We start from the raw sequence: 12,881 nt of genomic DNA, 5'->3' as shown, positions 1-12,881 counted from the left end.
CGTCATACCTTTATCTGCCAGTAGAAGCGCAACGTCAGCGGCGTTCGATCGGGAAGTATGACGAACGGGCTCGTCGGGAAGGCCTCGCCCGGATAGCCGTTCGGGTTCGCGCCGCCCGAAATGCCCGTCGCGACCGGCTCGAAGTATTGCAGGTTGACGAGCGGCACGCCGTAGATCTGGTCGAACACGTTGGTGATCGCGAGCCCGTAGGTGCTCGGCGAACCCGGCGCGTTGTATTCGAGCGTGACGTTCGTGTTCGATCGAGGCCGCGAGTAGAAGCCGCCGGCGAGCGCTTGCTCCGCGAGCACGCCGCGCGTCGCGACGATGTTCGGGTTGAAGAGCGAGCCCGGGTTCTGTGGGTCGATGTATTCCGGCGAACCGTTGACGTTCTGATTCAAGCCGTCGGTGTTCGGCAGCTCGTAGGGCAGACCGTTGACGAACGCAGCGGTGAGCAATCCGGCGCCCATCGGATAACCGCGGTCGACCGTCGTCACCAAGTTGTATTTCCAACCTGCGTGCGACCGGTACGTCACCGCGAGCGAACCTTGCAGCGGCGCGAGGTTCGGCGAGTGGTAGAGCGTGCCGAGCAACAGCGACGCGGACGGCAGGTATTGGCCGGGCGGATCGTTTCCTATCTGGTTGATGTACGTCCCCGTGATCTGTCCGGAGAAGCCGTACTGCGCGTCCTTGGTGAGGTCGAACTCGATGCCGGTCGCCTTCTGGATGCCGAGGTTCGATTCGAAGACAGGACCGATGATCGGCAGGCCGTTGAACGGCTGATACCCGACGATGTCGGCCGACTGTTCGACGATGTCGTACCCGCGGCGATAGAACGGCGTCAGGCGCATCGCATAACCATGCGTGAAATCGTGCTGATAGGTGAGATCGTAGTTCGAGAACGTCGCTCCTTTCAGCGGCGCCGTGAGCGGCGCGCTGACCGACGGCAGGCCGAGGAATGTCCGCGATGTGTTCGTGTAGAGGACGTCGCGCGCGAGCCAGTAGAGCTGGTCGGCGTAGTCCTTGCACGGTTGGTTGAGCGTGAGTCCGCAATAGGTCGCCGGCTTGCCGGTCGTGTTGTCGAACGACGGGATGCCGGCGAACTGCGCGAAAGCGCTGCGGTCGACGTTGTTGCCGAGGAAGCTCGGGAGCGGGATCGAGAGCGTTCGACCGTACGTGACGCGCACCGAATCGCGCGGCGACAAGACGTCGGTCAATCCGATGTGCGGTTCGAAAAGGCGCTGGTGGCGGATGGCGTCGATCGCGGGCGGATTGTTCGGGTCGGATGGGACGAGGAAGTTGTAGCCGTCGAGCCGCAACCCGAGCTGCGCCTTCCAACGATTGCTCATCGCGACCGTGTCTTGGATGAATCCGCCATAGACCTGTTGGGACACCGTTGGTCCGTACACGGTAGCAGGGATGCGCGGGATGCCGCGCGGGAAGAACTGCGCGAGGTAACCGCACGGCACGGTGATGATCCGGTTCGAACCCGCCGGTTGGAACATCGCCGGGCATCCGGCGAACGACGGCGGCAAGAAATCGAAGCCCGGCACGGGCTGCAGCACGTTGAGCGTGCTGCCGATCTTCGTGAAGTCGGCGAACCCGCCTGAGAACGCCGCCGATTGCGTGAAGTCGACGGTCGTGCCGAGCGGACGCGCGAACTCGTAGTTCGCGCCGCCTTCGAGATAGTGCTTGCCGCTGAGCTGTTTCGTGATCTCGCCGGCGAGCGCGGTGCGGCGGCCGCCGTTGTCAGGCGTGAACGTGCCTGCGGTCGGCAGCGTCTCGGACTGATCGCTGAAGGTGCGATAGAAGCGGATCGTCGCGAACGTCGTCGGGTTGAGCGTCGCCGAATACTCGAATTTGTACGCGTCGAACGGGCTCGTGACGGTGTTCGGGCCCGCGAAGACGCCCGGCAACCGCTGACCGGGCCAGATCGGCTCGATCTGCGCAGCCTGCTGAAGCGTCAAAACGCTCGGCCCCGGATGACCGATGTTGTTCGCGGTCTGGATGGCTTGCGTGTCGACGTAGGCGAGGTCCTGATGGACCGCTTGCGTCTGGAAGAAGAACTGCAGCTGGCGCGAGTTCGACTTGCCGAACTTGTAGACGAAGTTCTCGACGAGATCGTTCTGTTGCTGGTCGGCCGGCACCGTCTCGAGCGTGCCGCTGCCGGAAGCGAGAACGAAGAACGCTTGGTTGTTGAACCCCGGTTTGCCGTATTGAAGATCTTCGCGGACGCCCGTGTAGCCGATGTAGTTCGAAAAACGGTTGTCGGGGGTCGCGAGCCCGTACTCGAGGCCGACTTGATGGAGGAACGGATATGCCGTCGTCTCGAGGTCGATCGTGCCCGAACCCGGATAGACGCCACGCTTCGCCTGAAGCGCGACGAGACCGGTGCCCGTGCCGCCGTGCGAAGCATCGCCGCCCCCGGGTATGAGCTGGACCGAACCGATGCCGTTGAGCGAGTTGAAGTTCGCGACGTTCTCGGAGCGGTTCGCTATCGATCGCGTCGGCTGCGTGTAGTCGATCCCTTCATACGTGTACGCGGTCTGGAAATCGAAGCCGCCGCGGATCTTGATCGTCCCCTGCGTGTCGACGGTGATGCTGGGGAGGCTCGCGAGCAGCGCCTTCTCATCGGTATTGAACGTCTTGCCGAGCTGCGTCTGGAGCGAGCGGCTCGTGACCGCGTAGCTGTCTTCGGTCGCGTTCGGCTGATACGCGCTCGACGCCGACCTGATCGAGACGTTCGCGAGCGTCTTCAGCGAACGATCGAGCGCGACCGAGACGATCTTCGTGTCATCGGGCAGGACCGTGATGCCCTCGACGTCCTGCGGCTGATAGCCCGTCTTCGACACGACGACTCGATACGTGTCCGGCGTGATGCCGACGATGCCGTAGGTACCTTTGGCATCGGTCGTCGCGGTGTACTTCCCGCTCGGCGCGACGGCTTCGACCGTCGCACCGGCGATCGGCGCTTTCGTCGCAGCATCGGTCACGATGCCTGAGATCTGACCCGTCGTGGCCGCCCGTGCGGCGAGCGGCGAGCACACGACGGCAGCGGATATCGCGAACGCGATGATCCGCCGCCTCAAAACCATGGTAATCAGATGATGTTTCTCCCGGCCGCGATAGACGCGGCACGAATTGACGGCGACCGCTCCGGTGTATCAAAAGAAGTTTAAGGCGATATTAACAAATGCTGAAGGAACACCCGTGGAAGGAGGCGTGGCGAGGTTAACCGCTCGATAAGTTTTTTGTGCTAGCATGCCGGACTATGACGCTCTTTGGCGCGCTCGGTTTGCGAGCCCGTCGTCTCGCGGTGCTCGCGCTCTGTCTTGCGATGTCCGCGACGATCACCGGGCTCTCCGGCTGCGGCTACGGACAGCCGGTCCCCATACCTCCGCCGAGACAGGTCGGATCTTCCGGCCTCGTCGTCTCGCCCCAGAGCATCTCTATGAGCCCCACGCAAGTCACGACCCTCACGGTGAGCGAAAAGGGCTACCAAGGCACCTTTTCCGAGAGCGATGATTGCTCTGGCATCGTCAGTGTCGTCGAGACCGGCGGATCGACGTTCAAAGTGACCGCGAATGCGGTCGGCCTTTGCACGATCACGATAACCGATCAAGGCGGCAATTCGCAGGACATCGCCGTCTCTATCCAGTCCGTCATCCTCGGGGGTCAGTGACCGAAGCGTGAAACCCGGTCTTCGCGCGCGCGCCGGTATCGTCGGTGCTGCTGTTCTCGCGGCTGCTGCGATCGCTTCGTCATGTGGACACGGCGGTTCAAGCGTCGCGCAGGTGAGCCATGGCCGCAACGTCGAGCAGGTCTCGTTCCATATAATCGTCCCCGCGCCGAGCCCGAGCCCAACACCCATCCTTTTCGTACCGCACGTCAATCGGCATTACGTGTCCGGCAATACGACGCAAGCCGCCGTGACCGTGACGCCGCAAGGCGGAGCTCCATATCCAACCGTCGTCTTCCCCTGCACCTCGGCCTCATGCGCGGGAACGGTTCCTGCGCCGGTCGGACCCGACACGTTCCTCGTGTCGCTCTACGGGGGTAATCGCATCTCGCAAGACACCCTCTTGTCGACCGGGTCGACGGAAGCGACCATCCTACCCGGCATCGAGAACATCGTCAACGTCACGTTCGATCCGGTCGTCTCGAGCATCATCCTTTCCGTGACGCCCTCGATCTTGCCGCCGGGTACGCCCGCCAACGCGACGGTCGGCGTCAATGCGGTTGACGCGACAGGAGCATCGATCGTCGGCCCCGGCACGTACGTCAACTCCGCAGGCGCAGCGTTGACAATCGATCTCTCGACCTTCGACTTGCTCCTCAACGGCCACAGAGGGCATTCGACGACGCTGTCGTCGACGAGCCTGAACGGCCCGCCGGCGAGCGGTCCCACTCAAGTCACGCTATCGTACGACGGCAATCCGAATCTCGCGCAGACGACGATCAACGCGACGACGACAGTGCCGATCAACGGCTCGATCACGCCCGCCGTCCTCACCGTCGCGGCGAGCCCGTCCCCGACGCCTACCGGCTGCACCGTCAACGCGACGCCGCAGCCCGCGCAGTTCTTCGCCGTGCCGACGCCGCCCGGCGACCCGTTCGCCACCATTGGCGACAGCATCGCAGCCGGACCCGACGGCGACCTGTGGTCGAGCGACGGCTCGCGACGCATCTACCAGTCGACGACCAAGGGAAAGATCAAGTCGTTCGACGTGCCGGGTGCGGGCGCCGGATCGTTGATCGCAACGGTGACGTCCGGGCCGGCGGGCGGCAACAGCGTCTGGTTCGCAAACGTGACCACGCAGTCCGTCGGTCGCGTGACGGTCGGCAGCCCGCCGACGATCACCGTCTTCCCGGTGCCGCAGTATTCGCCGCCGACCTCAACGCAGCCCGCAGCGATCGCGGCCGGACCTGACGGGAACATGTGGTTCACCGATCGCTCGAACGCGTATCTCGGGAACATCACGCCGCTCATCGGCACGATGTCGCAGTTCCCGATCGCGCCGAGCACGACGAGACTAGCGCAGGGCGTCATCGTGTTGCCGAACGGCGAGCTGTGGTTCGTCGAAGCGGGTCTCGCGAAGCTCGCGATGGTCCAGATCTCGTCCCTGCAGCTGGGCACGGTGAACGCGCTGACCGAGATCCAGCCGCCGTCGGCTCAGAAGAATGAAATGCGGAACATCGCCGCGTCGCCGGACGGGAACATCTGGTTCACCGAGCCCACGAGCAACATCGTCGGCCGCGTGAACGTCAACGCCGTGCCGATCACGATCGACGAGTTCGCGGTGCCGACCGCCAAATCGCAGCCGACTGCGATCGGCGTCGGACCTGACGGCGCGATGTGGTTCGCGGAGTTCCATAGCAAGCTGCTCGGACGCATCGCATTGAACGCCGCGCCTGGGACGACGCCGCAAGAGTTCTCGCTCGGATTCAAGGCGCCGGCGGCGCTCGTCACCGGTCCTGACTGCAACCTATGGGTCACCGATCAGACCTCACCCATCGCGCGCATCGGCCTCGTCCAGTTCTAGGCGCATCGTACGCGCCCGACCGTACGCGCGCCATATGAAGCGCGAACAGCCTTAAACCGCGCATAATGAACGGCTAACGTACCGAGCGTAGGGTTGAGACGTGTCGTCCGGGCGTGGTCCACGTCCACGCCCGACGCATCTTTGCATTACGGTTCCCCCCTGTGAGGAGAATATTAGCGTGATGACCCTTATCGAGCGGAGCCGCGTGCGCACGGCGGCGACGGCGCTGGCGATCGTCGCGTCGATGCTCATCGCCGCTTGCAGCAGCCACAGCGGCAGCACCTCGACCAGCGTATTGCCGTCGGCCGCCGGCCGCGCCGCGAGCCCGGACAGCAGCGTCCTTCCGCTATACGGCGGCGGCTCGTCGCTCGCATCGCTGCTCTATCGCCAATGGATGGACTACTACGGCGTCGCGATGCCGCCGGATCCGCAAGGCGCGCCGAACGGCCTTCCCATCAACGGAAACTTTGAGTTCTACTACGCATCGATCGGCAGTGGCGGCGGACGCGCGGCGTTCTTGAGCCAAACGCCGTCGAACCTGCCGCCCAGCGTTCCCCCGATCTACTGTCCGAACGGTGCGACGACGTGCTACCCGTACCCGCTGTGGCATTTCTCGGGCAGCGACGCGAACCTGAGCTCGACCGAGATCGGGTGTTACCAGTTCGGATGCTCGACCTATCCGAACCCGGTCCAGCCTGAGCGCGGGCAATATGTCCAGATCCCGACGCTCGCCACCGACATCACGCAGTTCTACAATCCGAGCGGCCAGACCGTGCCGAACGCCGGCCTTCAGCTGTCGCGTGAGACCTACTGCGGCATCTGGGAAGGCGCGATCACGAACTGGGGCGACCCGACCATCACGTCGGACAACAACGGCGTGCAGGTGAGCACGCAGCCGATCGTGCGTGTCGTCCGCGCCGACAGCAGCGGCACGACGTTCTTGCTCACGAACCACCTCAACACGGCATGCCAAAACCTGTCGAATCCCGCATACGACTGGACGGGCGGCGTCGGCGGCACTGTCACGTGGCCGGGCGGCGCGGTTCAATCGGGTACCGGCAGCAACGGCGTGGTCAGCGTCGTCGGTTCGACACCCGGCGCCATCGGCTATGTCGGTCCGTCGTTCGTCGCTCCGATCGTCTCGGGCGGCCTTCCGACCGCGCTGCTCCAGAACAACTACTGGTTCAACCATGGCAACGTGAAGACGTTCGTCGCGCAGAGCATCAGCTCGACGCTCGCCGCGTTCACCGGCGTCGCGCCGCCGTCGAATCCCGATCCGTTCGATCTCGCGCTCTTGATCCCCGATCCGATCCAGAAGAAGGCCTATCCGGTCGTCGGGTTCACGTGGTTCCTCGCGTACGAGTGCTACAACAAGAGCAGGGAAGCTACCGGCATTCGCGGCTTCATCAACTGGTATGCGCAGCCGGGCACGACCGGAACAACCGCGCCCGACATGATCCTCGCACAACAAGGCCTCGCGCCGCTCAACACCAAGTGGAAGAACGCGGTGCGGCATATCTCGCCGAACATCAAGCCGGGTCCGATATCGGGCGTCTGCACGATCTAGGCTACGAAGTCACCCGCGACAGGAAAGTGGCCGGCGCGCGATCGCCGGCCACTTCCATTTCGATGACGAACCCGAAAAGATGGAGCGGTCGACGCTTAGGGTCGTCGCATAGAGTAGGGAGCGGTCGACATAAATCTCGACCGCTCCCTGCGTCAGGTTGCCTAGAGCCGGCGCGTGATCGTGACCGAGACGCTCTGGCCCTGCAGCGAGAACGCATCGGTCGGCGCCAGGCCACCGGGCGTCGGATAAGGCACGCCCGCGCCCGGTAGGGTGAAGCGGTCGTCGAACTGATTTGTCAGATTGAGCGCCGAGAGCGCGATCTGCGTCTGGCCGAACGTCTTCGCGACCGTCGCGTTGAACAGCGCGTACGCCGGCCGGTTCAATTCGTTGTTCGAGCTTTCGTACGTCGCGTCGAGACGTTCGAGCAATCCGCCCTGGTCGTGGATAGCGCTAAGCGTCGCCTTGCGCGGCGGGATGCTCTGGAACTGCTCGCCTGCGACGACGTTTGGCGCCGCGGGGTCGAACGCGAACGGATTGTCGACCGGATATGCGATGTCGACACCGTATGCGGCTTGCAGTTCGGTCCCGCCGGCTAGCGGCGCGTCGAACCGCAGCTCCGCGCCCTGATAGACGACGAAACCGAGGTTCTCCAAGAACGCCAAACTGCCGTCGGGGTTGACCGTGAAGAAGATCGGGTCGCGCAAGTTCGTGCGGTAGAGGTTGAGCTCGCCGCTCACCGGCCGCTCGCCGTCGCCAAGGCGCGCCTGGTAGCCCAGCTCGTACTCGGTCGTGCGTTCGGCGGTCAGATTTGGATTGAACGCGCGCTCCGCGAGCAGAGGAGCGCGGAAGCCGGAACCGACGGAAGCTCTGAAGATGGCATCGGCCGAAGGCGTCCACACGATCGCGACGCGCGGATCGATCGACGAACCGAAGGTGTCGTAGCGGCTCGCATACGCGGCGAGCGTGTAGTGGAGGTGCGACGTCGGACTCCACTCATCGCGCGCGACGAACGAACGCTGCGTCTGAGATTGGGTGCCCGGGCCTGGCGCGAGCACGACCGGCGCGGTCAATTGCTCGTGCCGGATGTCGCCTTCGAGGGTGAATGTCGAGTCGCCGGCATAGCGGTCGTACTCGAGCGAGTCGTCGCTCAGCTGGTCGCGCTGGTCGATGAGGTAGGGATTGAGCGCCGGGTCGACGTTCGGCGTCGATTCGTCGGACGTGCTCGTGAGATGTCGAGCGACCAGAGACGCCGTCACCGCACCCGACGCGTCGAGCGCACCGACCGGCAAGGAGAGATCGACGCCGAATGCGGGAGCATTCGTCTCATCCGACGCGCCCTGCGCGGTATCGAACACCGCGCCTTCTCCTGCGTTCGCCGGGTTGACCGGCGTGCTCAAGCCGGCGGAAAGATCGCGCGAGGCGGCAGTGTTCCTATACGTCACCTCGGCGAAACCGAGGCCGCCGTCGAGCGTGTAGCGCAGCTTCGCGAGCGTCGAAACGCCGTTGACACCGCTGCCGAGCTCGACGGGAAGGCCGGTGTTCGAATCGATGACCGAGAAATCGCGCGTCTCGCCCTGCGTCGTGTAGTGATGCCACGAGAGCGCATAGCCGAACTGACCGTCAGTGCCAGTCGCTTGCGCGGTCTCCCCGAACGTGCCGAAACTGCCGGCTGTGAAGCGCAGCAGTCCGTGGTCTTCGGTCGTGGGTTCGATCGTGCGGAAATTGATCGCTCCGCCTTGCGTGTTCGCGCCGACGAGCGATGACGGGCCGATCCCATAGACGACCTGGACGCTCGAGTATTCCGCCGGATCCATGAGCTCGAGATCGAAATCGCCGGTGTTCGAGTTGTTCACTTGATGCCCGTCGATGTCGACGACCGTCTCCGACGGATCCGGGCCGCGGATGCTCGCCGATTCCGGCAGACCTGGGGCGCCGCCCATCTGGCGCGTCAATGTCAGCGCGATCTGATCGCCGAGTATCTGCGAGAGCTGCTCGACTCCGCGGCCGGCGAGATCTTGAGGGGCGAGGTCGGTCGTCGGCGCCGACGCGGTCGAGAGCGCATTAGATCCGTTGACCGTGACGCGGCCTATGGTCGCCATCGCAGAAGCCGACTGCTGCGAGAGGGTGAGGTTCACGTCCGATGTCTCGCCGGCGTTCACTTCGACGATCTGGTCGCTGAGGCGCTGGAAGCCGCGAGCGGTGACGTCGATGCTGTAAACGCCCTGCGGCATCGATGAGATCGTGAACGAACCGTCAGCGGTGCTCACGGCTCCGAAAGACGAGCGAGCGATCGAGGCTGTGACGTGGGCGCCGGCGATCGCGCGGCCGTTCGTGTCCGTGACGAAGCCGCGCAGCGTACCGGTATCGACGGCGAGCGCGAGTGTCGCGGACGCGGACCATGCGACGAGGGCCGCGGTCAGGGCGAGCATTATCCTCCTAAGGCCGTTTCCATTTAAATGACGCGGAGTTACCATCGCATTCACACTTGTACGCGAGACCCGGTATTTCCCGCGCTTGCACGCAGTCGCCTGAGGTCTCCGTCGCGCACGGTGATGCCGAGCGAGTCGAAGTGTTCTAAAAGCGGCAACGCGTACTTGCGCGATATTCCAAGCGCGACACGCAGCTGTGATGTCGTCGCACTGTCGCCGTTCGCAAGCGCGTTTTCCACCGTGAGGCGCGCGCGGTCGAATTGATTTCGACGGTAGACGTCGTCGCCGATACGGACCAGTTGGCCCGCGGCGACGAGCGATTCGAACGCTTCGCGTGTGCCCGAGATGCGACGGTCGTCGGCACCGCTCATCGCGCTCGCATACGATGCCGGCACGAGCGGCGCGGTAGCGTCGACGCGAAACGCTTCTGCGAAGAACGCCTGCTGTTCGGGTGCGAGCGTCGGTGTGAACTCCGGTAATCGCCAGCACCGCGATTTCACCGCGATGCGACCGTCGTCGTGCCACGCGACGAGCAGGCGCGTGCATAGCATATCGTCGATGCCGAGAGCGGAGGCGATCTCCGAAGCCGAGCAGCCTAAGCGCCACGGCGCGCGCGCGTGACGTTCGCGCAAAGCAGCGGCGCATCGCTCGAAAGCCGTTTCGTACGCTTCACGCGTGAGGTACGAGACCGGCTTTGCAAGCGCGACGACGCGGCCTTCTTCGACAAGGCGACCGACCGCCGAGCGTGCCGCGGCCTCGAGGATATTCGCAGCAGAGGCGATCTTAAGAAGCTCGACGGTTGCAATGCCGACGGATTCGATCGCCTCAAGGCAGAGCGCGTCGTCTCGGTTCGTATCGTCTGGACCGGCCGCGGCGGTCGAGATGAATCTCGACCGCTCCCCAAGATCGCTGTACACGACGGTGCCGCCGCCGAGGAGATCCTTCGGACTCAAACGACGTACGATGAATCGAGCGCCGCGATACGTCACCGTCGGGCGCGCCAGTTCGACGAGCCCCTGCACCGGCTCTGCCGTCGTCGGCCGCTCGTCGAACACGAGGCGTCCTTCGATCTCCGCCGAGCCGATGTGGACGCGCACCGCGGTGCGCCGGCGCAAGAGGGGCAATGCCCCTTCGAGCGGCGTGAACTCGACAGACAACATCGACGACGGCTCGAACTCGCGAGTTGCGGCGAGGACGTCTCCGCGCCGTGTCGTCGAGGCATCGATGCCGGGCACGTTGATCGCCAATCGGGAGCCGGCGTGAGCGCTGCCGGTCTTGCGTCCGAAGATCTGAAGGCTGCGCACGCGCGCCGGCCGGTCCGCAGGCTGGAGCGTCAGCGTGTCACCCGCGCGGATCATCCCTTGCATGAGCGTGCCCGTGACGATCGTGCCGTGACCGGGCAGAGCGAAGACGCGATCGATCGGCAAGAACGCCGGCGCGTCCTCGCGCCGCGGCGGAAGCGCGACGAGCGCATCGTGGATCGCCGATTTCAGCTCCTCGATACCTTGGCCGGTCGCGTTCGACACGGCCATGATCGCAGCATCGGCGGCTACGGTTCCCACGATCGTATCGCGCACCGCCGCGGTCGAGCGCGAGACCGCCGCCTCGTCTGCGATATCGATCTTCGTGAGCACGACGATCGAGCGCGCGACATTGAGGAAGCCGAGTATCTGAAGGTGCTCACGGGTCTGCGCCCGCGGGCCTTCGAGCGCGTCGACGACGAGCAGGAGCACGTCGATGCCGGCCGCGCCGGCGAGCATATTATGGATGAAACGCTCGTGGCCGGGCACGTCGATGATGCCCGCCTCGACGCCGTCGGAAAAGCGCAAAGGCGCGAACCCGAGGTCGAGGGTCATGCCGCGCTCGAGCTCCTCGACCCAGCGGTCGGGATTGTGGCCGGTCAGCGAGATGACGAGAGAGCTCTTGCCGTGATCGACGTGCCCGGCGGTCCCGACTATACGCATGCCGGGGCGGACATGACGGCCGCGACGATGGCGGCGTCCTCGGCGGGTCGCACCGTGCGAAGGTCGAGGACGACGCAGTCGCCGTCCGCGCGTCCGACGATCGGCGGCCGCCGACGTCGCAGATGCGCCGCTAAGTCGTCGACGCTCGTCTCGCGCGAGATGAGAGCGATGCCCGCGGAAGCGATCGTCGAAGTAGGCAGGCTGCCGCCGCCTATCGCGGACAGCGTGTCGCGGGTGCTGACGTCGATCGATCGCGCGCCGCTCGTCGCCTTGCAGATCGCGTCGGCGCGCGCTCGAAGATCGTCAAGCGGCGTCGTCAGCATCGCGAAGAAGGGGATGTCGCGCAAGCGCCCCGGCTCGATGTAAAGCGCGAGCGTCGCCGAGAGCGAGGCGAGCGTCATCTTATCGACGCGTAGGGCACGAAGCAACGGGTTGCGTCGCAGCGCGTCGATGAGCCCGCCGCGCCCGGCGATGATGCCGCACTGAGGTCCGCCGAGCAGCTTGTCGCCGGAGACCGCGACGAGGTCGACGCCGGCGGCGATCTCGTCCGCAAGCGTCGGCTCGCGGGGCAACCCGAAACGCGACAGATCGACGAGCGCGCCGGAGCCGAGATCCTCGAACGACAAGACGCCGAGTTCGCGCGCCATCGCCGCCATCGAGCCCGCGTCGACTTCGGCGGTGAAGCCCTCGACACGGTAGTTGCTCGGATGCGAACGCATGAAGATCGCAGTCCGCTCCGACCACGCGTCGCGGTAATCCGCGCCGTACGTGCGGTTGGTCGTGCCGACCTCGACGAGCGTCGCGCCGCTCTTCCTAAGGACGTCGGGAAGGCGGAACGCGCCGCCGATCTCGATGAGCTGGCCGCGGCTGACGACGACTTCGCGGCCGCGCGCGAACGTGTCGAGCACGATCAGGACGGCGGCGGCGCAATTGTTGACGACGAGCGCCGCTTGCGCGCCCGAGAGTTCGCACAGCTGCGACGCGACGCGATCGTAACGGCTGCCGCGATCGCCGCTCTCGAGATCGAATTCGAGGTTCGTATAGCCCGGACCGAGTCTTGCGACGGCATCGATCGCCGCGTCAGCGAGCGGCGCTCGGCCGAAGTTCGTGTGGAGCAGGACGCCGGTGGCGTTGACGACGCCGATGAGGCCGTCGGCCTCGCGCGCGGCAAGCGCGCTCAGCACGCGCTCGCGCAACAGGTCAAACGTTAACGGATCGCCCGCGCTGGCGGCCGCGCGCGCTCCTTCGAGGACTTCATTGACGCACGTCTTGACCGCTGACGCCCCGAGCAATGGACGGTAGGCCGCGATCGCCGCGTCGTCGGTGAAACGGTGGACGGCGGGGACGGATCGCAGCGAGTCGGTGTCCATGATTTGTTTGG

7 protein-coding genes are annotated in these 12,881 nt (G+C 65.0%); 3 read left to right on the top strand and 4 right to left on the bottom strand.

The features are described 5' to 3' along the window. Nucleotides 1–2 precede the first annotated feature (2 nt). On the bottom strand, nucleotides 3–3,086 hold the full coding sequence (locus VFO25_05535) for a TonB-dependent receptor (protein ID HET9342354.1): 3,084 nt from the start codon (nucleotides 3,084–3,086) through the stop codon (nucleotides 3–5). A 182-nt stretch (nucleotides 3,087–3,268) separates the two neighbouring features. Between VFO25_05535 and VFO25_05530 the strand changes: the two genes are divergently transcribed. The 3 genes from VFO25_05530 (at nucleotide 3,269) to VFO25_05520 (ending at nucleotide 7,107) form a co-directional block, all read left to right on the top strand. Next, nucleotides 3,269–3,679, top strand: coding sequence for a hypothetical protein (locus VFO25_05530; protein ID HET9342353.1), 411 nt, complete (start codon nucleotides 3,269–3,271; stop codon nucleotides 3,677–3,679). 7 nt (nucleotides 3,680–3,686) lie between these two features. After that, a complete protein-coding gene (locus VFO25_05525) occupies nucleotides 3,687–5,540 on the top strand; it encodes a hypothetical protein (GenBank protein HET9342352.1) in 1,854 nt (617 codons plus the stop codon). Nucleotides 5,541–5,721: 181 nt separating this feature from the next. Continuing rightward, complete coding sequence (locus VFO25_05520; GenBank protein ID HET9342351.1) at nucleotides 5,722–7,107, top strand: substrate-binding domain-containing protein; 1,386 nt, start codon at nucleotides 5,722–5,724, stop codon at nucleotides 7,105–7,107. A 161-nt stretch (nucleotides 7,108–7,268) separates the two neighbouring features. On the opposite strand, the gene VFO25_05515 is transcribed toward VFO25_05520, so the two are convergent. Genes VFO25_05515 through selA form a run of 3 tightly spaced genes read right to left on the bottom strand, consistent with a single transcriptional unit; the run spans nucleotide 7,269 to nucleotide 12,870 of the window. Further along, nucleotides 7,269–9,536 (bottom strand): TonB-dependent receptor, encoded by a 2,268-nt coding sequence (locus tag VFO25_05515; GenBank protein HET9342350.1) that lies wholly within the window; start codon nucleotides 9,534–9,536, stop codon nucleotides 7,269–7,271. A 50-nt stretch (nucleotides 9,537–9,586) separates the two neighbouring features. Then, nucleotides 9,587–11,500, bottom strand: a complete 1,914-nt coding sequence (selB, locus tag VFO25_05510; protein HET9342349.1) for a selenocysteine-specific translation elongation factor — start codon at nucleotides 11,498–11,500, stop codon at nucleotides 9,587–9,589. Next, nucleotides 11,491–12,870, bottom strand: coding sequence for an L-seryl-tRNA(Sec) selenium transferase (gene selA, locus VFO25_05505; protein HET9342348.1), 1,380 nt, complete (start codon nucleotides 12,868–12,870; stop codon nucleotides 11,491–11,493). Before selA ends, selB begins: the two co-directional genes overlap by 10 nt. Between the last annotated feature and the right edge of the window lie 11 nt (nucleotides 12,871–12,881).

It is taken from the genome of Candidatus Eremiobacteraceae bacterium (genome assembly GCA_035710745.1).
Lineage (GTDB): Bacteria > Vulcanimicrobiota > Vulcanimicrobiia > Eremiobacterales > Eremiobacteraceae > JANWLL01.
Note: the sequence above shows the minus strand (reverse complement) of the source record. Positions and strands in the feature narration are given on the sequence as shown.